13 protein-coding genes are annotated in these 24,371 nt (G+C 73.9%); 6 read left to right on the top strand and 7 right to left on the bottom strand.

Annotation, left to right across the window (positions count from 1 at the left end; translation table 11 throughout):
- The 6 genes from hemG to ABT084_RS15890 form a co-directional block, all read right to left on the bottom strand.
- Positions 1-1,472, bottom strand: a 1,472-nt coding sequence (gene hemG, locus ABT084_RS15915) for a protoporphyrinogen oxidase (protein ID WP_351043348.1), incomplete at its 3' end; no start/stop codon positions are given.
- A 55-nt stretch (positions 1,473-1,527) separates the two neighbouring features.
- Entirely contained in the window at positions 1,528-2,724 is a 1,197-nt protein-coding gene (locus tag ABT084_RS15910; protein WP_351043345.1) for a TIGR04053 family radical SAM/SPASM domain-containing protein, read from the bottom strand.
- Positions 2,721-3,446 (bottom strand): respiratory nitrate reductase subunit gamma, encoded by a 726-nt coding sequence (narI, locus tag ABT084_RS15905; protein ID WP_351043343.1) that lies wholly within the window; start codon positions 3,444-3,446, stop codon positions 2,721-2,723. The genes ABT084_RS15910 and narI overlap by 4 nt, the downstream gene beginning before the upstream one ends.
- The gene (narJ, locus tag ABT084_RS15900; protein WP_351043341.1) at positions 3,446-4,171 is read right to left on the bottom strand and encodes a nitrate reductase molybdenum cofactor assembly chaperone; all 726 of its coding nucleotides are present in this window, start codon (positions 4,169-4,171) and stop codon (positions 3,446-3,448) included. Before narJ ends, narI begins: the two co-directional genes overlap by 1 nt.
- Positions 4,168-5,688: a nitrate reductase subunit beta gene (gene narH, locus ABT084_RS15895; protein ID WP_351043340.1), complete on the bottom strand. Its 1,521-nt coding sequence runs from the start codon at positions 5,686-5,688 to the stop codon at positions 4,168-4,170. The genes narJ and narH overlap by 4 nt, the downstream gene beginning before the upstream one ends.
- 5 nt (positions 5,689-5,693) lie before the next feature.
- On the bottom strand, positions 5,694-9,356 hold the full coding sequence (locus ABT084_RS15890; RefSeq protein WP_351043338.1) for a nitrate reductase subunit alpha: 3,663 nt from the start codon (positions 9,354-9,356) through the stop codon (positions 5,694-5,696).
- Between the two features lie 242 nt (positions 9,357-9,598).
- On the opposite strand from ABT084_RS15890, the gene ABT084_RS15885 reads away from it, so the two are divergent.
- Positions 9,599-10,402, top strand: a complete 804-nt coding sequence (locus ABT084_RS15885; RefSeq protein WP_351043336.1) for a YwiC-like family protein — start codon at positions 9,599-9,601, stop codon at positions 10,400-10,402.
- 500 nt (positions 10,403-10,902) lie between these two features.
- Here the strand turns inward: ABT084_RS15885 and ABT084_RS15880 are convergent, their stop codons facing one another.
- On the bottom strand, positions 10,903-13,773 hold the full coding sequence (locus tag ABT084_RS15880) for a lysylphosphatidylglycerol synthase transmembrane domain-containing protein (protein ID WP_502968947.1): 2,871 nt from the start codon (positions 13,771-13,773) through the stop codon (positions 10,903-10,905).
- 167 nt (positions 13,774-13,940) lie between these two features.
- Here ABT084_RS15880 and ABT084_RS15875 point away from each other — a divergent pair, with 167 nt between their 5' ends.
- The 5 genes from ABT084_RS15875 to nudC all read left to right on the top strand — a co-directional run bounded on the left by ABT084_RS15875 (position 13,941) and on the right by nudC (position 24,232).
- Positions 13,941-14,288, top strand: a complete 348-nt coding sequence (locus ABT084_RS15875) for an MGMT family protein (RefSeq protein ID WP_351043331.1) — start codon at positions 13,941-13,943, stop codon at positions 14,286-14,288.
- Between the two features lie 279 nt (positions 14,289-14,567).
- Positions 14,568-18,071 (top strand): ATP-dependent helicase, encoded by a 3,504-nt coding sequence (locus ABT084_RS15870; RefSeq protein WP_351043329.1) that lies wholly within the window; start codon positions 14,568-14,570, stop codon positions 18,069-18,071.
- 156 nt (positions 18,072-18,227) lie between these two features.
- The gene (locus ABT084_RS15865; RefSeq protein ID WP_351043326.1) at positions 18,228-21,800 is read left to right on the top strand and encodes an ATP-dependent DNA helicase; all 3,573 of its coding nucleotides are present in this window, start codon (positions 18,228-18,230) and stop codon (positions 21,798-21,800) included.
- Positions 21,801-21,810: 10 nt separating this feature from the next.
- Positions 21,811-23,208, top strand: coding sequence for a dipeptidase (locus tag ABT084_RS15860; RefSeq protein WP_351043324.1), 1,398 nt, complete (start codon positions 21,811-21,813; stop codon positions 23,206-23,208).
- Between the two features lie 52 nt (positions 23,209-23,260).
- Complete coding sequence (nudC, locus tag ABT084_RS15855) at positions 23,261-24,232, top strand: NAD(+) diphosphatase (protein ID WP_351043380.1); 972 nt, start codon at positions 23,261-23,263, stop codon at positions 24,230-24,232.
- Positions 24,233-24,371: the final 139 nt, after the last annotated feature.

The following is a 24,371-nucleotide window of genomic DNA, read 5'->3' as shown; positions in this document are numbered from 1 at the left end:
TCGGTCTGCAGGTAGTACACGAAGCGGTTCTCGTGCCGCGGCCCACCCGCCCAGGTCGAGAGCGTGTAGCTGCTGGGCTGGGGGTCACGGCTCGGCCGGGGCGGGAAGAGGGACGTGGCCGCGGTGCGGGCTGTGGAGACGCAGGCGGCTACGCCCACGCCCTCGTACGCCGCCCCGCACACCGCCACCCCCGGCAGCTTCGCCACGGCCTCCCGCACCCGCGCCACCCGCTCCCGGTGCCCCACGCCGTACTGCGGCAACCCCCGCTCCCACCGCGTCACCCGCGTGGCGACCGGCTCGCCCATCGGCCCCACCGCATGGTGGAGTTCGGCGATCGCGGCCCGCACCAGGTGCCGGTCCGGCCGCTCCAGCAGCTCCTCCTCGCCGACCCGCCCGACGGAGGCCCGCAGCACGAAGGTGTCCGGAGCCGAATCACCCAGCCAGCCCCACTTGTTGGAGAGGAAGGACGCGGCCTTCACCACGTGCCCGTCCACCGGCGGAACCAGGAACCCGTTCCCCTCGGGCAGGAAGTGCGCCTGCGCCCGCGAGAAGGCCATCGTGATGACGGCCGTCGAGGCGTGCGCGATCCCCGACAGCTCCGCCTCGGCCAGCGGCGAGTGCGGCCGCAGCAGCTCCGCCGCCGCGAAGGCCGGCAGCGCGAGGATCACCCCGTCCGCCTCCATCGTCAGCGGCCCGTCGTCCGTCATCGCGAGCACCCGCCACCCCCCGCCCGGCGTCTGCTGCAGCGAGCGTGCCGTCGTACCGGTGAGGATCCGTGCCCCGCACGCCGCGGCGACGGCCTGCGGGAAGCGTCCGGCGCCGCCCGTCACGCCCTGGACGGCGACGGCCGCCGGGCGCGGCGCCCCCGCCGCCCGCATCCTGCGCAGCGCGGGCAGCAGCGGGCCGCCCTGTTCGGCGAGGGCCGCGATCCGCGGCATGGCGGCGCGCAGCGAGAGCTGGTCGGCGCGCCCGGCGTAGATGCCGCCGAGCAGCGGCTCGACGAGCCGGTCCACGGCTTCCCGGCCGAACCGGGAGGCCAGGTAGGCACCGACCGAGCAGTCCTCGGTGAGCGCCGGCGCGTCCAGGGTCTCCTCGGCGGCGACCCGCGCGACGCCCGCCGCGGAGAGCAGCCCGGTACCGGCCAGCGCGGCCGGGTCGGTGGGCACGCCCATGACGTGCCCGGCGGGCAGCGCCCGCAGCCCCCCGTTGGTCCAGATGGTGGTGGCGGAGTGCGCGGGATCGCAGAGCGCGTCCCCGAGCCCGACCGCCGCGGCCAGCTCGACGGCTTCCGGGCGCAGGGCCATCAGGGACTCCGCGCCCTCGTCCACGGGGATGCCCGCGATGGTGCCGGTGCGCAGTTTGCCGCCGACCTTGGTGTGGCTCTCCAGGACGGTGACATCCGCCGTGCCGCGAAGCTGCCAGGCGGCCGCCAGGCCGCTGATGCCGCCACCGACGACGATCACTGATCGCATTGTCTTCTCCCGTGACCGGTATGACCCCCTCTGCAACATAGGGGAAGGTGGTGCGTCAGCGCCTCGTGCTTTCGGTCAGCACCCGCAGTTCCTCCTGGTGGGGGAAGCTCCCCGGCTCGTAGGCGCAGTAGGGGTCGGCCGCCAGCACGTCTCCGGTGAACCCGTAGGCCCGCGAGCGCGAACCCCCGCACACGGTCTTGAACTCGCACGCCCCGCACTTCCCGCGCAGCAGCTCCGGATCGCGCAGCGTGGTGAACAGCGCCGACCCCCGGTAGATCTCGGTCAGCGGGTGGTTCTTCACGTTGCCCGCCGAGACCGGCAGGAACCCGCTGGGGTGCACCTCGCCGGTGTGCGAGATGAAGACGAAGCCGCGCCCCGAGGACACGTCCATCGGCGGCCTGCGCGCCGCGCGCCGGACGCCGTCGAAGACGCCCCGTTCGCGCGCCCGGGCCGAGAGCCGCTCGTACAGCGGGCCGAGCACCGGTCGTTCGCCCTTCGCGTCGAGGACCGTGCGCTGGAGCGCGACCCGCCGGAAGTGGTGGCCCTCGGTGGTCTTCGTCGCCATCACGGCGCCGCAGTCGTAGAGGAAGTGCAGTACGTCCTCGGTCTCGTCCGGCGTCAGGGACGCCAGCCGCCCGCCGCGCCCCGTCGGGACCAGCACGAAGCCGGACCACAGCATCGCGCCCTCGCGCCGCACCACCGCCGCGATGTCGGCGAGGTCCTCCAGGCTCTCGCGGCTCACGGTGGTGTTGATCTGCACCTTGAGCCCGAGCTCCCCGGCCGCGCGCCAGCCGTCCAGGGTCCAGTCGAAGACCCCCTCGACCCCGCGGAAGCCGTCGTGCCGCTCGGCCGTCGACCCGTCCAGGGAGAGGGACAGCGCGATGGCCCCCGCCGCGCGGACGGCGGCCAGGTTCTCCCGGGTCAGGGTCGGCGTACCGGAGGGCGAGACCGCGACCCGCAGCCCGAGCCCCGTGCCGTACGCGACGAGCTCGGTGAGGTCGGCGCGCTGGAAGGGGTCGCCGCCGGTGATCACGAACAGCGGGCCGGGCGTGCCGAAGGCGGCGGTCTGGTCCATCACCCGGCGGGCGTCGGCCCCGTCCAGCTCCGCCGGGTGCCGGGCGGTCTGCGCCTCGGCGCGGCAGTGCAGACAGGCCAGCGGGCAGGCCCGGGTGGCCTCCCAGATGACGATGAAGGGGCGCTCGGAGACCGCGTGCACCGGCGTGCGCACGACCGTGCGCGGGGCGCCGGTCACGACAGGCGCTCCCAGCCCCGCTTGCTCGGGCGGTTGGCCAACTGCTCCGGGTCCCGCCCGCGGTAGACGACGTACGGCCGGAAAAGGTATGTCAGCGGCGCGGAGAACATGTGCACCAGCCGCGAGCAGGGGAGCAGCGCGAAAAGCGTGAAGCCGAAGAGGATGTGCGCCTGGAAGACGAGCGGGGCGCCCGCCATCACGTGGTAGTCCGGCTGGAAGGTGAACAGGCTGCGGAACCAGACGGAGATGCCGGTCCGGTAGTTGTAATCGTCCGTCATGCCGGTCGAGCCCAGGACCGTGGCCGCCAGGCCGAGCGCCATCGCGCCGAGCAGGAACGTGTACATGAGGTGGTCGCTGCGCAGGGTGGCCCTGCGGACGGCCGGGACCGTGAAGCGCCGGTGGACCAGCACCCCGATGCCCGCGGCCGCGGCGACGCCCGCCACAGTCCCGGTGGAGATCGCGAGGAGGTGGTAGGCGTGGTCGCTCAGGCCGACCGCGTCGGTCCAGCCCTTCGGGATCAGCAGGCCGACGACGTGGCCCAGGACCACGAAGAGCATGCCGAAGTGGAAGAGCGGCGAACCGATCCGCAGCAGCCGCGATTCGTGCACCTGCGAGGAGCGGGTGGTCCAGCCGAAGGCGTCGAACCGGGCGCGCCAGAGGGTGCCGGCGACGAGGAGGGTGAGCGAGACGTAGGGCAGTACGCCCCACAGGAGGAGGTCCATCAGGCCACCGCGTCCCTCAGGCCGACCGGCCGCTCGGGCACCTGGGGCCAGGGCAGGTCGACGGATCTGCCGGGCGGGCGGCCGACCGGGAGGGCGACCGGGAGGTCCTCGGGCATGTCCAGGCCCGGGCCGAAGGGTTCGAGGGCCGATCCCGCGCCCACGAGCTCCTGCGGCGGCCCGTTCTTCGCGAGCGCCTTCGCCTCGGCCCGGGTCTCGGGCGAGGGACCGGGCAGCGTCGAGCAGACCGCCTCCAGCACCCGCGCGTAGGGCGACCCGGCCTCGGTCAGCGCCAGGCGCAGCAGCTCCAGCCCGGCCCGGTGCTCTTGGAGCAGCCGGGTGCCGGCGTCCTCCACGCGGGCGGCGAACTCCAGCGCCACGGGCAGGAAGTCGGGCAATTCCTCGCCCGTGTACTCCAGCCCGAAGTCCCGGTAGATGCGCTTCAGCCGGACCAGCGACAGCCCGCGTCGGCGCGTGTCCCCGTCCACCCACCAGGTGAGGTAGAGACAGCGGCGGTTGCGGGTGTCGAAGGTCGAGGTGTACTGGGCGCACAGCTGGAGCGGGGTCTGTGCCTCGGCCTCGTCGAGGAAGGCCCCGAGTGGTTCGGCTTGTTCGGGGGCCGCCCCGGCCAGGGCCGAACGGAGCCGGGGGAGTTCGTCATGGAAGTAGTCTCCCGGATACTGCAGCACGCAGCCCGCGACCAGTCGTACGACGGCGTCCGGTGTCACGAAGTCCTCCTGGTCGGGCCGATGTTGAGCAGGACGCGCGGCTCCCGCGGTGCTCCCACGGGGCAGCCGTCGTCCAGCGGACGGGTGTCGGCGAGCGCCTCCGCGTCGGCGCGGGCGGCGGTCGGGATGACGAAGCGGTCCTCCAGCTTGGCGATGGCCAGCAGCCGGAACATGTCCTCCATCTCCCGGCCGGTCAGGCCGACGGCCCGGGCGATGGACTCCTCCCGCTCCTCGCCGAGGTTGACCCGCCGCATGTACGCGCGCATCGCGGCCATCCGGCGCAGCACCGCCCGCACGGGGTGGGTGTCACCGGCGGTCATCAGTTCGGCGAGGTAGGCGACGGGGATGCGCAGCGCGTCGATGGCCCCGAAGAGGTTGCCCGCGGCCTCGCCGTCGCTGCCGGTGGCGGCGACCGCCTCGACCACGGGGGAGAGCGGGGGGACGTACCAGACCATCGGCATCGTCCGGTATTCCGGGTGCAGCGGCAGGGCCACCTGGTAGGTCGCGATCAGGTCGTAGACGGGGGAGCGGCGGGCCGCGTCGAGCCACTCGTCGGTGATGCCGGACGCGCGCGCGGCGGCGACGACGGCCGGGTCGGCCGGGTCGAGGAAGCACTCCAGCTGCGAGGGGTAGAGGTCGTGCTCGTCCTCGACGGCGGCGGCCTCCGCGACCTTGTCGGCGTCGTAGAGCATCACGCCGAGGTAGCGCATCCGGCCGACGCAGGTCTCCGAGCACACGGTCGGCATGCCGACCTCGATGCGCGGGAAGCAGAAGGTGCACTTCTCGGCCTTGCCGGTGTGGTGGTTGAAGTACACCTTCTTGTACGGGCATCCGCTCACGCACATCCGCCAGCCGCGGCACTGGTCCTGGTCCACCAGGACGATCCCGTCCTCCTCGCGCTTGTACATCGCGCCCGAGGGGCAGGACGAGACGCACGCGGGGTTCAGGCAGTGCTCGCAGATCCGCGGGAGGTAGAACATGAAGCTCTGCTCGAACTCGAAGCGGATCTTCTCGCCGACCTCGTCGCGGATCTTCTCGATGATCGGGTCCTTCGGGGCGTGCGTGGGCGCGCCGCCGAGGTTGTCGTCCCAGTTGGGACCCCACTCGATCCTGTCGATCGGCTCGCCGGTGATCTGCGAGACGGGGCGCGCGGTGGGCAGGTCGTCGCCCGCCGGGGCCTCGGTGAGGTTCTTGTACTCGTACGTCCAGGGCTGGTAGTAGTCGGAGATCTCCGGCAGGTCCGGATTGGCGAAGATCTTGCCGAGCTTGGCGAGCCGGCCGCCCGCCTTGAGGCGCAGCTTGCCCGAGCGGGTGCGCTCCCAGCCGCCCTTCCATTTCTCCTGGTCCTCCCAGCGGCGCGGGTAGCCCTGGCCGGGGAGGGTCTCGACGTTGTTGAACCAGACGTACTCGGTGCCCTGGCGGTTGGTCCACGCCTGCTTGCAGGTGACCGAGCAGGTGTGGCAGCCGATGCACTTGTCGAGGTTCATGACCATCGCCACTTGTGCCATCACGCGCATAGCCTTCAGTACTCCACGTTCTGGTCGCGGCGACGGATGACCGTCACCTCGTCGCGCTGGTTGCCGGTCGGGCCCAGGTAGTTGAAGGCCCAGGTCAGCTGGGCGTAGCCGCCGATGAGGTGGGTGGGCTTGAGCATCACCCGGGTCAGCGAGTTGTGGATGCCGCCCCTGCGGCCGGTCTTCTCCGTCCTGGGGACGCCGACCGTGCGTTCCTGCGCGTGGTTCATGTAGACCGTGCCGGGCGGCATCTTGTGGGAGACGATCGCGCGGGCGGTGACCACGCCGTTGCGGTTGACCGCCTCGATCCAGTCGTTGTCGGCCACGCCGATCGCATCGGCGTCCTGCGGGGACATCCACACCGTCTGGCCGCCGCGGCCCAGGGTCATCATGTACAGGTTGTCCTGGTACTGGCTGTGGATCGCCCACTTGTTGTGCGGGGTCAGGTACCGCACGGCCACCGACTTCGCCCCCTCGTCGACGGTGCCGAGCTCGGGCTCCCCGTACAGCTGGTGCATGTTCAGCGGCGGCTTGTAGACCGGCAGCGACTCACCCACCTCGTGCAGCCAGTCGTGGTCGAGGAAGAAGTGCTGGCGGCCGGTGAGGGTGTGCCAGGGCTTGAGGTGTTCGGTGTTGACCGTGAAGGCGGTGTAGCGGCGCCCGCCCGCCTCGCTGCCCGACCACTCGGGCGAGGTGATCACCGGGACCGGGCGGGCCTGCGTGTCGGCGAAGGTGATCCGCTTGCCCTCGGCCTCGGCGGCCAGGTGGGCCATAGGGGTGCCGACCTTCTTCTCCAGGGTCTCGAACCCCTGCGTGGCCAGGCGGCCGTTGCTGGTGCCGGAGAGGGCGAGAATCGCCTCGCAGGCCTGCTGCGCGCTCTCCAGTCGGGGGCGGCCGTCGGCGATGCCACCGCGGACCGTGCCGTTCTTGGCGCCGAGGTGGCCGATCTCCTCGGCGACGTCGAAGGTGATGGCCTTCGTCGTCACGCCGAGCGTGTCGACCAGGGGCCCGAGCGCGGCGAACTTCTCGCCGACCGCGCCGTAGTCGCGCTCGACGACCTGGAGGTTGTACATCGTCCGGCCCGGTACGGGCTCGCACTCGCCCTTGGACCAGTCCAGCGCGACCCCGCCGGGCTGGGCCATCTCCCCGCCCGGGGTGTCGTGCTGGAGCGCGGTCGCGACCAGGTCCTTCCGTACGCCCAGGTGCGTCGCGGCGAGTTCGCCGAAGCGCTCGGCGAGCCCCTTGAAGGCGTCGTAGTCCGAGCGGGCCTGCCACGGCGGGTCCACCGCCGGAGTGAAGGCGTGCAGGAAGGGATGCATGTCGGTGGAGGACAGGTCGTGCTTCTCGTACCAGGTCGCCGCCGGGAGGACCACGTCCGACAGGAGCGTCGTGGAGGTCATCCGGAAGTCCATCGTCATGAGCAGGTCGAGCTTGCCCTCGACGTCCTCGTCCCGGTAGGTCACGTCCTTCGGCGTGCAACGCGGCCCGTCCTCGGGCAGGTTGGAGTGCGTACCGAGCAGGTGCTTGAGGAAGTACTCGTTGCCCTTCGAGCTGGAGCCCAGCAGGTTGGCCCGCCATACGTTCAGCACGCGCGGCCAGTTGCGCGGGGCGTCGGGGTCCTCGCCCGCGAAGCCGAGGGTGCCGTCCTTGAGCTGCTGAATCGTTTCGGCAATCGGGTCCGCGGCCTCGCCCAGCTCCAGCGGATTGCGGTCGAAGGTCGGGTAGGAGGGCATCCACCCCATCCGGGCGCTCGCGGCCAGGCAGTCGGAGCCGGTCATGCCCTCGAAGACGCCCTCGCCCAGCGGGGAGGCCAGCGCCTCGGCGGGCAGGGTGTCGTAGCGCCACTGGTCGGTGTGCAGGTAGAACCAGGCGGCGCCGATCATCTGGCGCGGCGGGCGCGACCAGTCGGAGGCCGCCGCGAGGGTGGCCCAGCCGGTGACCGGGCGGCACTTCTCCTGGCCGACGTAATGCCCCCAGCCGCCGCCGTTGCGGCCCTGGCAGCCGGTGAGGGTGAGCAGCGCGAGGAAGGACCGGTAGATGGTCTCGGAGTGGAACCAGTGGTTCGTGCCCGCGCCCATCAGGATCATGCAGCGGCCCCGGGAGCGCTCGGCGGTCTCGGCGAACTCCCGGGCCACCCGCACGGCCTGGGCGGCAGGGACCGAGGTCAGCGACTCCTGCCAGCCGGGGGTGCCCGGCCGGCTCGCGTCCTCGTACGAGTCGGGCCACTCGCCGGGCAGGCCCGCGCGGGCCACCCCGTACTGCGCGAGCATCAGGTCGAAGACCGTGGTGACCAGCCGGTCCCCGAGGCGGCGTACGGGCACACCGCGCCGGATGACCCCGCCGCGCTCGTCGTCCTCGAAGCGGGGCAGCGTGACCGCGACGCTCTCGGGGCTCCCGTCGGCCGCGTCGTACAGCGTCAGCCGGGGTACGACAGCGCCCAGTTCGAGGTTCCACTCCGGCTGCTCGTTCTTGCCCCAGCGGTGGCCGAGGGTGCCGTTCGGCACCACCGGCTCGCCGGTGACGTCGTCGATGAGCACCGTCTTCCACCGCGCGTTCTCGGTGTCGTGCCCGAGATCGGCGGCCGTGACGAACTTGCCCGGCACCAGCCCCTGTTCCGTTTGCCGCAAGGAGACCAGGAACGGGAGATCGGTGAACTGGCGGACGTAATCCGTGAAGAACGGCGTCTGCTTGTCGACGAAGAATTCCTTGAGGATGACGTGGCCCATCGCGAGGGCCAGCGCGCCGTCCGTCCCGGGGTGCGGGTGCATCCATTCGTCGGCGAATTTGGTGTTGTCCGCGTAATCGGGAGAGACGGTCACGACCTTCTGGCCGCGGTAACGGGCCTCGGTCATCCAATGGGCGTCCGGGGTGCGGGTGACCGGAACGTTGGAGCCCCACATCATCAGGTAGGCCGCGTCCCACCAGTCACCGGACTCCGGCACGTCCGTCTGGTCGCCGAAGACCTGCGGCGAGGCCACCGGCAGGTCGGCGTACCAGTCGTAGAAGCTCAGCATCGGCGCGCCGATGAGGGAGTGGAAGCGGGCGCCCGCCGCGTGCGAGGCCATCGACATCGCCGGGATCGGCGAGAAGCCCGCGACCCGGTCCGGGCCGTGCTCCTTGATGGTGTGCACATGGGCGGCGGCGACCAGCTCGGTCGCCTCCTCCCAGGTCGCGCGGACCAGACCGCCCTTGCCGCGCGCCTTCTGGTACGCGCGCCGGCGCCCGGGGTCGGACTGGATGTCCGCCCAGGCCTCGACGGGGTCGCCGAGGCGTGCCTTGGCCTCCCGGTACATCTCCAGCAGCGTGCCGCGGACGTACGGGTAGCGGACCCGGGTGGGCGAGTAGGAGTACCAGGAGAAGGAGGCGCCGCGGGGGCAGCCGCGCGGCTCGTACTCCGGACGGTCCGGGCCCACCGAGGGGTAGTCGGTGGCCTGGGTCTCCCAGGTGATGATCCCGTCCTTGACGTAGACCTTCCAGCGGCACGAACCCGTGCAGTTCACGCCGTGCGTGGAGTACACGACCTTGTCGTGGCTCCAGCGGTCGCGGTAGAAGGCCTCCGCGGCCCGCCCGCCGGTCCGGTGGACCGTCCGCAGGTCGTCCGAGACCTCGGCCCGGCTGAAGAAGCTGCCCGCTCTCACCAACTGTTCGGCGGCACCCTGATGCTTCTGCAACGCGACCTCCAGGCCCTCGCAAATCCGAATCCCCGAACGACCGTACGCCGCCGCGATGGCCGGAACCGATGACAAAGGTCCCGGAGCCGGGTGACCAATTGCCGGAGTTTCGCGGGCCCATGGGGCGCATTCTGGAAGGGCGCCGATTTACTCGACGTCAACGCACCGGCGGCGCGGGTCAATGACGCGAATCAATTCCCTTTCGGATGGTGGACGGATCCCCTGTGGACTGTGGACGGCCCGTGCGCCGGGAAACCGGAACCCTGAGCGGGCCGGGGCGGCCCGCGCGGCCCCGGCGGCCGGGTCGCTCGTGGGTCCGGCGCTGGATCCCCGATCAGCACGGCGCCTGGGCGATGCTCGCCGTGCCGTTCCTCGCGGGCGTCCTGCTCGCGCCGCGCCCCGGTCCGGCGCACGCGGCGCTCTTCGGTGCCTGGCTGTCCGGCTACGCCGCGGCCTTCCACGGCCAGCAGTGGCTCCGGCTGCGGCGCCTTTCGCGCAGCCCGCGCGCCGCGGCCCGGCACGTCCGGCCGGGACTCGTCTTCGGGGCGGCCTGCGCGGCGCTCGCCCTGCCGCTCGCCGTCCTGCACCCGTGGCTGCTGGGGGCGGGGGCCGCGGCCGCGCCCTTCGTCGCCGTGAACACGTACGCCGCCCGCCGCAACCGCGAGCGCGCGCTGTGGAACGGCCTGGCGGCGGTGGTGCCCGCCTGCGCGATGCTCCTGGTGGCGCTGCGGCTCGGCGGGGGCGGCCTCGGCGAGGGCCTGCGGCCGGCGCTGGCCTGTCTGCTCTACTTCGGCGGCACGGTCCTGTACGTGAAGACGATGATCCGGGAGCGGAACTCGCCCGCCCACCGGCGCGCCTCGGTGGCCTTCCACGCGGCGGCCCTGGCCGCGGCCACCTGCCTCGGCCCCTGGCTGGCGCTCCCCTTCACCCTCTACCTGACCCGCGCCGCCCTCCTCCCGGGCCGAGCCCTGAAACCCCCAGTGATCGGCGCCCTGGAACTGACCGCCTCAGCCCTCCTCCTGACCACCCTCCTCCTGCCCGGTTGACCCCCCTCGCCGCCGAAGGCCCCACGGTCCGCGGCCGGCCGCCGCTCGAGGTGCCTCGGGCGGGCCCTCAATCGCCGGGCGGGCTGGATTGGCCCGCGGCCGGCTGGTTGTGCCCGCGGTCAGCAAGTCCAGCCTCGCCGGCGTTTGAGGCGCCTCCGGAGGCCGCACGGTCCGCGGCCGGCCGCCGCTCGAGGTGCCTCCGGCGGGCCCTCAATCGCCGGGCGGGCTGGATTGGCCTGCGGCTGGCTGGTTGTGCCTGCGGCCGAGGCGGGTCGCGCGCGGGACCGTTCGCGCAGGACGCGTCTCGCGGCGAGGTCGTGCGCGCCGCAAGTCCAGCCTCGCCGGCGTTTGAGGCGCCGCCGGAGGCCGCACGGTTCGCGGCCGGCCGCCGCTCGAGGTGCCTCCGGCGGGCCCTCGATCGCCGGGCGGGCTGGACTGGCCCGCGGCCGGCTGGATGTGGCCGGGGGCGGGCTGCGTGCTCCCCCCGCCCGCCGCCGGAACTAGATGGCTTCCTTGCGCGTCAAGTAGTTGAACGAAATCCACCCCGGCAGCACCGGCATCCAGAACGTGCACAGCCGGAACAACAGCACCGCCGAGATCGCGATCTCCTTCTCCAGACCGGCCGCGATCAGCCCGAGCGTCAGTGTCGTCTCCACCGCGCCCACACCACCCGGCGTCGGCGCGGCCGACCCCAGCGCGTTGCCCGCGAGGAAGACCACCGCGATGCTCGCCAGGCTCAGCGCGTCGCCCCCGCCGAAGGCGCGGATCGAGGCGTCCAGGCACATCACGAAGCAGGCGGTCAGCAGCAGCATGCCGCCGATGCCCGTGACCAGCTTCTGCGGCCGCTGGAGGATGTCCAGCATGCGCGGCACGACCCCGGCGAACAGCGCTCGTACCCGGGTCGCCACGAACTTCCGCAGGAACGGGATCGCCGTCACCACCAGCACCAGCACCGCCACCGTCAACAGCCCCGCGATGACGGCCCGGGACGGGGTCATCTGCGTGGTGTTCTCGGTCCCGGTCAGATAGCCGAAGGACAGCAGCAGCAGGATGTGGCTCGCCAGCCCGAACAGCTGCGACGCGCCGACGCTCGCCACCGCCAGCCCCGGCCGTACGCCCGACCGCTGCAGGAAGCGCGTGTTCAGCGCGACGCCGCCCACCGCCGCCGGAGCGACCAGCTTCACGAACGACCCGGCCAGCTGGGCGCACACCGTCCGCAGGAACGGCACCCGCTCCGGCACGAACCCGAGCAGGCTCATCGCGGCGGCGAAGTACGTCAGCGCCGAGAACGCCAGGACCACCCCGACCCAGCCCCACCGCGCCTGCCCGAAGGCCGTCGCGAAGTCGACCTGGGTGAGCTGGGAGAGCAGGAAGTACGCGGCCACCGCGCCCGCGATGAAGGACACCAGCGTGCGCGGCCTGATCCGTTCCAGCCGGGCCGGTTCCACCGGCGCCAGCGGACGGATCAGCAGCACCTGCTGACGGATCTGGCTGAGCAGGTCCTCTTCCAGCGCCTCGTCGAGGGCGTCGTCCAGCGCCCGCTTCTCGGCCTTGCGCTCCGCCTTCGACTCCGCCTTGGACTCGGCCTTGGAGGAACGCCGCGCGGCCGCGTCGGCCTCGCGCTCGGCCTCCCGCTGCGCCTTCGCCAGCCGCGAGGTCTCCAGTACGGCCTCCCGCTCGCGGGTCGAGCGCTCGCGCGCCAGCCTGCGCAGCGTCGCCCGGGTGGAGCGGCTCAGCGCGATCGGCTGGAGCAGCGGCAGACAGTCCGCGACCGCGTCCGGGCCCAGCACCCGCAGCGCCGAGGCCACCGACCGCTCCGCGCCGACCCGCAGGCCGATGGTGGTCAGCAGCTGCGCGATGTCCATCCGCAGCACCAGGTCACCGGCCGCGATCTCACCGCCGCGCAGGTCGGTCAGGATGACATTGCCAAAACGATCCACCACGAGGGCGTCACCGGTCAGCCGCCGGTGCGCGATCCGCCGCGACTGCAGGGCCCGGACCTGCTCCCAGGCGTTGCGGCTCAGCTCGTCGGTGATCTCCTCGTCGGCGAGCGAGTCCAGGGTGCGGCCGCCCAGGTGCTCGTACACGAGCATCACGGCATCCGGGCCGAGCTCGGAGGTGGCGATCAGCTTGGGCGCGTTCGCCCCGGCGGCGATCGCGGCGTACGCGAGCAGCGCCTCCTGCTCCAGCGCCTGCCGCAGCGACTGCAGGCTCCGCCGGGTGGTGATCCCGCGCAGGGTGAGCCGGCGCCAGACCCGGTAGAAGAAGCCCTGGGCCTGCTGCTCGCGGTCCACGACCGTGACGTCCAGCGGCGGGCCGTCCGCCAGGGTGACGTGGTAGCGGCGGCCGCGGTCGTTCTGCTCCGAGGACTCCTTGCCCTCCGGGCTCTCCGGCACCTCCGCCCGGGTCGCGCTGACCGGCTGGAAGCCGACCCGGCGCAGGCCCGCGAGCAGGTTCTGGCCGGTGGGGCGGACGTTGGGGGAGCCGACGGCGTACAGCGTGCCGTAGGCGACGGTCCAGCCGATGAGCACGGTCAGGATGATCGAGAAGGGGGTGGTGTACCCGCCGACGAGCATCGCGAAGGCGTCGAGGAGCAGCACGGCCCACAGCGCCACTCGCCAGCGGGGTCTGCGGGTCATCCCGACGGCGGTCATGTACGCGATGACGGGCGCCAGATAGCCGTGCACGGGATCGGTGAGGACCTCGCCGATGCCGGTGGGGCGGGTCAGGGCCTCCTGGATGGTGCCCGAGGCGGCGCGCGAGACCCAGAGGTCGATGGCGAGGGTGACGCCGTGCGCGAGCACCGCGGCGAGCACGCCGTCCGCGATGCGCAGACCGTCGCGTTTGATCAGCCGCTCGATGGCGAAGGCGACCGGCACCAGCAGGATCGCGATGCTCGACACCAGTCCGGCGACCTTGATCAGCAGGTCGGGTGCCTGGCCGGTGCCCTTGTTGATGTCCGCTTCGAGGCCGACGGTCGTGCCGTGCGCGAAGGCCGCGATGCCGAGGACGACGGCGATGCCGAGGATGCCGACGAGCAGCCGGACCAGGTCGGAGGGCCGGTGGACGCGGGCGGCGAGCAGGGGCTCGTCGACCTCGACGCGGTCGGCGGTGTGCGCGGTGTGGGTGCTCTCCGCGTGGTCCGCGTGGTCCGCGTGGTCCGCGAGGTCCGCGAGGTCCGACGGGCTGGTGCCGGTGGGTCCGGCGACCGCCTCCGGAGCGGGGGCGTGCGGGCGTGCGGGAGCGGCGGCGCCGTCCGCTCGCGCCGTGCCGTCCGCCTTCGCGCGCCCGGCGCCGGGGCCCGGCCCGGGGAGGCCCGGGGATCCGGTGGGCCCCGGGGTGCCTTCCGGACTGCTCTCGGGAGGGCTCACACCCTGCTCCTTCGCCGTCACATCCGTATCTTCTTGATCACGTATCACCTGTCACCGCCCGCAAGATGGTGGCACGGCGGAGCGGGGGCGCGAGGCAGCAGGGTGCGCGTCCCGGCGGAACGAACCATTTCGCAACGCCGCCGACGGGGTGCGGCACCATGTGCCGCATGACCGATGAACCGGAGCTGCCCGAGTACGCGGAACGAGTCCTCGCGGTCGCCGAGGAGATTCCCCCCGGCCGGGTGATGACCTACGGGGACGTCGCGGAATGGCTCGGCGAAGGCGGTCCGCGCCAGGTCGGGCGCGTCATGGCGCTGTACGGCGGCCCGGTCCCGTGGTGGCGCGTGGTCCGCTCGGACGGCGTCCTGCTGCCCGGCAGCGAACTGCGCGCGCTGGCGCGGTACCGGGACGAGGGCACGCCGCTGCGCGAGGCGTCCCGGGCCGCCGCCGGGCACGTACCGCGCCTCGACATGAAACGCGCGCGCTGGGACGGACACCGGGCGGCGGATGGTTGACGTCCGGTCCGGCGCGCGCTCCGGCGCCGCCGCGGGCCACGCTCCGGGCAGCGGCCGGGGCCTCGCCCCGGGCCGCTTCGCGGACGTGTGCAGGGTCACACCTGCCAGCTTCGGCCATCGGACGCCCGGGTGGGCGCTCGAAGGCCCGTACGGGGGACGCGGGGGCCCCGGGGCGACTGCGCGGGCGCCCCCGCTTGGCGTAGCGTTGAGCCTTCGCCTCAGCCCCGGAACCCGCACCGCGCGGCCGGGAACCCAGACCCACCAGGACCGGCACCCCACGTGATCAGCTCTCCTTCGGACCGTCGTACGCGGGCCCCGCACGCGTACCGGCTGGTCCGCGGCGGACCGGCGCGGCTGGATCCCCCTGTCCTGGACGCAGCGCAGCAGGCCGTGGTTGACCACACTTCGGGACCGCTGCTCGTCCTCGCCGGACCGGGCACCGGGAAGACGACGACGCTGGTCGAGGCGGTCGCGGCCCGGGTCGAGGCCGGAGCCGACCCCGCGCGCATCCTCGTCCTCACCTTCAGCCGCAAGGCGGCGGTGGAGCTGCGCGACCGGGCCGCGCTCCGGCTCGGCGGGGCGCGCGCTCCGCAGGCCACCACCTTCCACTCCTTCTGCTACGGCCTGGTCCGCGCCCACCAGGACAGCGAGCTCTTCACCGAACCGCTGCGGCTGCTGTCCGGCCCCGAGCAGGACGTGACCGTACGGGCCCTGCTCGAGGGCCAGCGCGCGCTGAAGTCGATCCAGTGGCCCGACGACCTGCGGGCCGCGCTCACCACGCGCGGATTCGCGGACGAGGTGCGCGCGGTGCTCGCCCGCTCCCGCGAGCTGGGCCTGGGGCCCGCCGCGCTGGACGCCTTCGCCTCCCGGACCGGACGGCCCGACTGGAAGGCGGCCGCCGCCTTCCTCTCCGAGTACCTCGACGTCCTGGACATGCAGGGGACGCTGGACTACGCCGAACTCCTGCACCGGGCGGTGCTGCTGGCGGAGCGCACCCCGGCGCTGTCCGCGGCGTACGACGCGATCTACGTCGACGAGTACCAGGACACCGACGCGTCCCAGGTGCGGCTGCTGCGCGCGCTGAACGGGCCCGCCGGCACGCTGGTCGCCTTCGGCGATCCGGACCAGTCGATCTACGCGTTCCGCGGCGGTGACGTCAACGGCATCCTGGACTTCGCCTCGGTCTTCCCCGGGGCCCAGATCCGGTCCCTGACCGTGTCCCGGCGCTCCGGCGCGGGCCTCCTCGCGGCCACCCGGCTGCTCGCCACCCGGATGCCGATGACCCGACTGCCGGCCGCCGCGGTGCGTGCGCACCGGGAGCTGCGGGCGACGCGGGAGGGTGGGCGCGTGGAGGTCCACACCTACCCGACCGCCGCCACCGAGCTGGAGAACATCGCCGACATCCTGCGCCGGGCGCACCTCGAGGACGGGGTGCCGTGGCAGGACATGGCCGTCCTGGTCCGCGCCGGCGGCCGCACCCTGCCGCAGATGCGGCGCGCCCTGATCGCGGCGGGCGTCCCCGCCGAAACGGACGGCGCGGACACCCCCCTCCGCCACGAACCAGCCGTAACTCCCCTCCTCACCGCCCTCCGCGCAGCAGCCACCCCGGCGGCCGCGACGGCAGCCCCGGCGGGAGCCGTGGTGCCTCCGGCGGCACCTCGATCGCCGGCGGGGCCGGAGATGGCCCCGGCCGGAGAGCTGGGTGCGGCCCCGGCTGGAGATGCGGCCCCGCCCGGCGAGCCGGATGCGGCCCCGGCGGGAGCGCATTCGGCCTCGCCGGCGTGTGAGGCGCCGCCGGTGGCGGGTACGGTCCCGCAGGGTGGCGCTGTGGCCCAGGACCCCGCGGAGCCCGGCCTCCCCCCGGCCGGGCCGGAGGCATCGGCCCCCGTCGACCCCGGCTGGGTCGGGGTCGAGGCCGCCATCGGGCTGTTGACCTCGCCGCTCGGCGGGATGGACGCCACCGACCTGCGCCGCCTCGGCCGGGCCCTGCGCGACGAGGAGCGCGCCGCGGGCGTCAAGGTGCCCGCACCCTCCGACGTACTGCTGGCCCGCGCCCTCGCCGAGCCGGAACGCCTCACCACCCACGACCCCGCCTACGCCCGCGGCGCCCAGCGTCTCGGCACCCTCCTGCGCAAGGCCCGCGAGCTCCTCCAGGGCGGCGGCACCGCCGAGGAGGCCCTGTGGATCCTCTGGGACGGCACCCCCTGGCCGCAGCGCCTGGAGCGCGGCGCCCGCCGCGGCGGCGCCGCGGGCCGCAACGCCGACCGCGACCTCGACGCGGTCTGCGCCCTCTTCGACACCGCCGCCCGCGCGGAAGAACGTACCGGCGGCCGCGGCGCCCTCAACTTCCTCGAACAGCTCGAGGCCGAGGACATCGCGGCCGACACCCTCAGCCACCGCGCCACCCGCCCCGAGGCGGTCCGGCTCATGACCGTGCACCGCTCCAAGGGCCTGGAGTGGGGCCTCGTCGTCGTCGCCGGGGTCCAGGAAGGCCTCTGGCCGGACCTGCGCCGCCGCGGCTCCCTCCTGGAGGCGGACAGGATCGGCCGCGACGGCCTCGCCGAGCCGCTGACCCCCGGCGCCCTCCTCGCCGAGGAACGCCGCCTCTTCTACGTCGCCGCCACCCGCGCCCGCGAGCGCCTCGTCGTCACCGCCGTCAAGGCCCCCGCCGAGGACGGCGACCAGCCCTCCCGCTTCCTCACCGAACTCGGCGTCACCCCGAAGGACGTCACCGGCCGCCCCCGCCGCCCCCTCGCCGTCCCGGCACTGGTCGCCGAGCTGCGCGCCACCACCGTCGACCCGGACGTCTCCGAGGCCCTGCGCGACGCCGCCGCCCGCCGCCTCGCCCGGCTCGCCGCGCTCACCGACGACGAGGACCGCCCGCTCGTACCGGCCGCGCACCCGCAGCGCTGGTGGGGCCTGTACGAGCCCACCCGGGCCACGGCTCCGCTGCGCGACCGGGACCGCCCCGTCGCCCTGTCCGGCAGCGCCCTGGACCAGCTGGCCAACACCTGCTCCCTCCAGTGGTTCCTAGGACGCGAGGTCAAGGCCGACGCTCCCTCCACGGCCGCCCAGGGCTTCGGCAACGTCGTCCACGTCCTCGCCGACGAGGTCGCGTCCGGACGTACCCCCGCCGACCTGGCCGTCCTCATGGAGCGGCTCGACTCGGTGTGGGACGCGCTCGCCTTCGACGCGCCCTGGAAGTCCCGCCAGGAGAAGGAGAACGCCCGGGCCGCCCTGGAGCGGTTCATCCGCTGGCACAACTCCGACCGCGGCGGCCGCACCGCCGTGGCCACCGAGCACGACTTCGACGTCACCCTCGACGCCGGCGAGTACGAGGTCCGCATCCGCGGCTCCATGGACCGCGTCGAGACCGACGCGCAGGGCCGGGCGTACGTCGTCGACTTCAAGACCGGCAAGGCAGCCCCCACCCGCGAGGAGGTCGCCCGCCACCCGCAGCTCGCCGTCTACCAGCTCGCCGTGCGCGAGGGCGCGCTCGACGAGGTCTTCGACGGCCGCCGCCCCGAGCCCGGCGGCGCCGAGCTCGTCCAGCTGCGCCAGGGCGCCGCGAAGAAGGACGGCGGCGACGAGGTCCCCAAGGTGCAGGCCCAGCAGCCGCTCGGCGGCGGCCCCGCGGGCGACTGGGTCGGCGGCCTGCTGGCCACCGCCGCGGGCCGGGTCCTGGACGAACGGTTCGCCCCCGCCACCGGCGACCACTGCTCCCGCTGCTCCTTCCGCGCGGCCTGCAGCGCCCGCCCCGAGGGCCGCCAGACCGTGGAGTAGCCCCGACCCCGCGCATCCAGCCCCGCCGGCGTTTGAGGCGCGGGGTCCGGGGCGGAGCCCCGAAGCCCCGCAGGGCCCCCGACCAGCACCCGCACTCGCACCAGCCCCCCCCCGCGGCCGGTCGGCGGTGTCGGTGCGGCCCGCTAGCCTTTTCACGTGTCCGCGCGCAAGGCCGTCCTCACCGACCCCGAACAGCTCAAGCAGCTCCTCGGTATCCCCTTCACGCCCGAACAGCTGGCCTGCGTCACCGCGCCGCCCGCCCCCCAGGTGATCGTCGCGGGCGCCGGCTCCGGCAAGACGACGGTGATGGCCGCGCGCGTGGTCTGGCTGGTCGGCACGGGCACGGTCGCGCCCGAGCAGGTCCTCGGCCTGACCTTCACCAACAAGGCCGCGGGCGAGCTGGCCGAGCGCGTACGGACGGCTCTCGCGCGGGCCGGCATCAGCGACCCCGACCCCTCCCCGGCCGACGACACCGCCGGGGGCGAGCCCCGGATCTCCACCTACCACTCCTTCGCCGGGCAGCTCCTCAAGGACCACGGGATGCGCATCGGGCTGGAGCCCAGCTCCCGGCTGCTCGCCGACGCCACCCGCTTCCAGCTCGCCGCCCGCGTGCTGCGCGAGGCGCCCGGCCCCTACCCCTCGCTCACCAAGTCCGTCCCCGACCTGGTCAGCGACCTGCTCGCGCTGGACAGCGAGCTGTCCGAGCACCTGGTCGACCCAGCCACGCTGCGGGCGTACGACACCGCCCTGCTCGACGCCCTCGCGGACGTGAAGCTCGGCAACGAAGACCTCCGCAAGGTCCCCGAGGCCGCCCGCGGCCGGCTCGAACTGCTGGAGCTGGTCGGCCGCTACCGCGCCGCCAAGGCCTCCCGCGACCTCCTCGACTTCAGCGACCAGATAGCCCGCTCCGCGCAGCTCGCGACCACCCGGCCCGAGGTCGGCGCCCTGCTGCGGGACGAGTTCCGCGTCGTCCTGCTCGACGAGTACCAGGACACCTCGGTCGCCCAGCGGCTGCTGCTCTCCGGCCTCTTCGGCGCCGGCACCGGCCACGCCGTGACCGCCGTCGGCGACCCCTGCCAGGCCATCTACGGCTGGCGCGGCGCCTCCGTCGCCAACCTCGACGACTTCCCGGAGCACTTCCCGCACACCGACGGCGCCCCCGCCGCCCGGCTCTCCCTCAGCGAGAACCGGCGCAGCGGCGGCCGCCTCCTCGACCTGGCCAACGGCCTGGCCGCGCCGCTGCGCGCCCTCCACGAGGGGGTGGAGGCCCTGCGCCCCGCGCCGGGCGCCGAGCGCGACGGGTTCGTGCGCTGCGCGCTGCTGGAGACGCACGCCCAGGAGCTGGAGTGGCTCGCCGACTCCATCGCCCACCTGGTGCGCACCGGCAAGGAACCGGGGGAGATCGCCGTGCTGTGCCGCTCCGCCGGTGACTTCGCCGCGATCCAGGGCGCGCTGGTGGCCCGCGACGTCCCCGTCGAGGTCGTGGGCCTGTCCGGGCTGCTGCACCTGCCGGAGGTCGCCGACCTGGTCGCCGTCTGCGAAGTCCTCCAGGACCCCGGCGCCAACGCCTCCCTCGTCCGGCTGCTGATCGGCCCGCGCTGGCGGATCGGCGCCCGCGACCTGGCCCTGCTCGGACAGCGGGCCCGGCTGCTGGTGGCCCGCGCCCCGGCCGCGGGCGACGATCCGGACCACCGGCTCGCCGCGGCCGTCGAGGGGGTCGACCCGGCCGAGGTCGTCTCGCTCGCGGACGCGCTGGAGACCTTCCTCGGGGACGCCCCGCAGCAGGACGCGCTGCCCTTCTCCGCGGAGGCCCGGGTCCGCTTCGCGCACCTCGCCCAGGAGCTGCGCGACCTGCGCCGGTCCCTGTCGGACCCGCTGATGGACGTTCTGCACCGGGTGCTGGCCACCACCGGGCTCGATGTCGAACTCTCCGCGTCCCCGCACGCGCTGGCGGCCCGGCGCCGCGAGACCCTGTCCGGATTCATGGACGTGGCGGCCGGTTTCGCCGCCCTCGACGGCGAGGCCTCGCTGCTGGCCTTCCTCGGCTTCCTGCGCACCGCCGCCCAGTACGAGAAGGGCCTCGACCACGCCCTCCCCGGCGGGGAGAACACGGTGAAGGTGCTGACCGCCCACAAGTCCAAGGGCCTGGAGTGGGACGTCGTGGCCGTCCCGGGGCTGTACAAGGGCGCCTTCCCGAGCGAGCGCTCCCGCGAGTCCTGGACCTCGTACGCGAAGGTCCTCCCGCACGCGCTGCGCGGCGATGCCGAGACCCTGCCCGGCGACCCGGAGTGGACCGCGGCCGGTCTGAAGAATTTCAAGACGCAGCTGCGCGCCCACCAGGCCACCGAGGAGCTGCGCCTCGGGTACGTCACCTTCACCCGCCCCCGGTCGCTGCTGCTGGCCTCCGGCCACTGGTGGGGCCCGACCCAGAAGAAGCGCCGCGGCCCGTCCTCCTTCCTGACCGCGCTGTACGAGCACTGCGCGGCCGGTTTCGGCGAGATCGAGGCCTGGGCCGAGGAGCCCGAGCCGGACGCCGTGAACCCGGCCCTGGCCACCGACGACACCCCGGACCACTCCTGGCCCCTCCCCCTGGACCCGGCCTCCCTGGCCCTCCGCCGCCGCGCGGCGGCCCTGGTGGCGGCCCACCTCGCGGCCCCGCCCGAGCCCGAACCCGTACCGGACCCGGACCCGGAAGCCGAGGGCGACTACCTCTGGCCCCCGGACTGCGAGGACCCCTGGCCGGACGAGGAAGACGCCCCCTGGCCGGACGACCCTGCCGAGGCGATCCCCGCCGCGCCGTCCGCGGAGGCACCTCCGGGGGCACATCCAGCCTCGCCGGCGTTCGAGGCGCGGGGTCCGGGGCGGAGCCCCGAAGCCCCGCAGGGTCCCCGAGCCGCACCCGTACACCGGCTGGCCCCCGCGCCGGACGCCGCACCCGCCCACCCGCCCGCACCGGACGCCGCCCCCGACCCCGAGGACGGCCCCCCCGCCCCCCAGGGAAGCCCCCTCACTCCGGAGGAGACCCGAACCCTGGCCTCCTGGGACCGGGACCTGGACGCCCTGGAGGGCGAGCTGCGCCGTTCCCGCGCGGCCGTCCGCGATGTCGTCCTGCCCGCCACCCTCTCCGCCAGCCAACTGCTCCGCCTCGCAGCCGACGAGGACGGCTTCGTACGCGACCTCGCCCGCCCCCTCCCCAAGCCCCCCCAGCCCGCCGCCCGCCAGGGCACCCGCTTCCACGCCTGGGTGGAGTCCCGCTTCGACGACCTGCCGCTCCCCCTGCTCGACGTGCTCGACCCCGTCACCGAACTGCCCGGATCCGACCAGGAGGTGGCCGACGAGCGGGACCTGGACGCGCTCAAGGCCGCCTTCGAGCGCAGCCCGTACGCCGACCGCACCCCGTACCGGATGGAGGTCCCCGTCCAGTTCACCCTCGCGGGCCGGGTCATCCGCGGCCGGATCGACGCGGTCTACCGCAACGACGACGGCTCGTTCGAGATCGTCGACTGGAAGACCGGCCGGTCCGCCGAAGCCGATCCGCTCCAGCTCGCCGTCTACCGGCTGGCCTGGGCGGAAGCCACCGGAACCCCCCTCGACCGGATCACCGTGGCCTTCCTGCACGTCCGCAGCGGCCGCGTGATCCGGCCCGCGAACCTCCCGACCAGGGACCGGCTTGAGCGGATCCTCCAAGGCAAATCGGACACGGACCGTGCCCAACAGGCAGACAGTTAGGCTCGGGGGTATGAGTCAGACCCCGGACAGCGTCGTCCGCACCTACATCGACACGCACCGCGCCGCCTTCCTCGACGACCTCGCCGAGTGGCTGCGCATCCCCTCCGTCTCGGCCCAGCCCGAGCACGCGGAGGATGTGGAGCGCAGTGCGCGGTGGCTGGTGTCGTCGCTGAAGGAGACCGGCTTCCCGGTCGCCGAGATCTGGCCCACCCCGGGCGCCCCGGCCGTCTTCGCCGAGTGGCCGAGCGAGGACCCGGCCGCGCCGGTCGTCCTGGTCTACGGGCACCACGACGTACAGCCCGCCGCGCTCGCCGACGGCTGGCACACCGAGCCGTTCGAGCCGGTGATCAAGGGCAACCGGATGTACGCGCGGGGCGCGGCCGACGACAAGGGCCAGGTGTTCTTCCACACCCTCGGCGTACGCGCCCACCTCGCCGCCACCGGCGCCTCCGCCCCCGCCGTGCACCTCAAGCTGCTGATCGAGGGCGAGGAGGAGTCCGGTTCGACGCACTTCCGCGCCCTCGTCGAGGCCGAGGCCGCCCGCCTCGCCGCGGACGTCGTGATCGTCTCCGACACCGGCATGTGGTCGGAGACCACCCCGACGGTCTGCACCGGCATGCGCGGCATCGCCGACTGCGAGATCGAGCTGAACGGGCCGGACCAGGACATCCACTCCGGTGCCTTCGGCGGCGCCGTGCCCAACCCGGCGACCGTGGCCGCCCGCCTGGTCGCGGCGCTGCACGACGCCGACGAGCGGGTCACCGTCCCCGGGTTCTACGACGACATCGCCGTCCTGACGGACGCCGAGCGCGCGCTGATCGCCGAGCTGCCCTTCGACGAGGCCGAATGGCTGCGCACGGCCAAGTCCCACGCGGCCTCGGGGGAGGCCGGCTACTCCACCCTGGAGCGGGTCTGGGCCCGCCCGACGGCCGAGGTCAACGGCATCGGCGGCGGCTACCAGGGCCCCGGCGGGAAGACCATCGTCCCCGCCTCCGCCCAGCTGAAGCTCTCGTTCCGGCTCGTGTCCGGCCAGGACCCGTACGAGGTCCAGAAGGCCGTCACGGACTGGGTCGCGGCCCGCGTCCCCGACGGGATCCGCCACTCCATCGTCTGGGGCGCCCCCACCCGGCCCTGCCTGACCCCGCTGGACCACCCGGCGCTGCGGTCGGTCGTCCGGGCCATGGGGCGCGCCTTCGGGGAGAAGATCCGCTTCACCCGCGAGGGCGGCTCGGGCCCGGCGGCGGACCTCCAGGACGTGCTGGGCGCGCCCGTGCTCTTCCTCGGGATCTCCGTCCCCTCCGACGGCTGGCATGCGCCGAACGAGAAGGTCGAGCTGGACCTGCTGCTCAAGGGCGTCGAAACGACCGCCTACCTGTGGGCCGACCTCGCCGAAACCTGGAACCCCTGATCCTGCCTGTGCCCGTCCCACCACTCCGGGGGAGTTGGAAGTACTAGTGAGCATCTCGACCGAGCACGCCGCCGTCGCCGCGGCGGCCGCAGACGCCGGCCTGCCCGCCGACCGGCCGGTCTCGCTGACCGCGCCCAGCGGCATCGACCGCGCCGCGCACCACCGCCTCGACGAGGCCTGGCTCGCGGCGGCCTGGAGCCACCCGTCGACCCGCGTCTTCGTCGTCTCCGGCGGCCAGGTGCTGATCGACGACACCCCGGACGGGGGCACGGAGATCGTCATGACCCCGGCCTTCGAGGCCCCGGTCACCGAGACCCACCGGTACTTCCTGGGCACCGGCGAGGACGGCGTGCGGTACTTCGCGCTCCAGAAGGACTCGCTGCCCGGGCGCATGGACCAGTCGGCCCGCCCGGCCGGCCTGCGCGAGGCGGGCATGCTGCTCTCCCCGCGCGACGCCGGACTGATGGTGCACGCCGTGGCCCTGGAGAACTGGCAGCGCATGCACCGCTTCTGCTCCCGCTGCGGCGAGCGCACGGTGGTCGCGGCCGCCGGCCACATCCGGCGCTGCCCGGGCTGCGGCGCGGAGCACTACCCGCGCACCGACCCGGCCGTGATCATGCTGGTCACCGACGACCAGGACCGCGCGCTGCTGGGCCGCCAGGTGCACTGGCCGGAGGGCCGCTTCTCGACCCTGGCCGGGTTCGTGGAGCCGGGCGAGGCCATCGAGCAGTCGGTGATCCGCGAGGTCTGGGAGGAGGCGGGCGTCAAGGTCGGCACGGTCGAGTACGTCGCCAGCCAGCCCTGGCCCTTCCCGTCCAGCCTGATGCTGGGCTTCAACGCCCGCGCGACCTCCTCGGAGATCACCGTGGACGGCGAGGAGATCCAGGAGGCCCGCTGGTTCTCCCGCGAGGACCTGCGCCGCGCGATCGAGGCCGGCGAGGTCCTGCCCCCGTCGGGCATCTCCATCGCGGCCCGCCTGATCGAACTCTGGTACGGCACCCCCCTCCCGAAGCCCACCGCCTGACCCCGCCCACCGCGGCGGGGGCCGGGCACGGCGGACAGCAGAAGGCCCCCGCCGGAGCGGGGGCCATTCTGCGTGCCGGCAGCCGGGTCAGACGGCGAGGGCCTGCTTGACCTGGGCCAGGCTCCCGATCCCCCCAGGG

Origin of the sequence: Streptomyces sp. NPDC002138 (assembly GCF_040296485.1) — a bacterium.
GTDB lineage: Bacteria > Actinomycetota > Actinomycetes > Streptomycetales > Streptomycetaceae > Streptomyces.
Note: the sequence above shows the minus strand (reverse complement) of the source record. Positions and strands in the feature narration are given on the sequence as shown.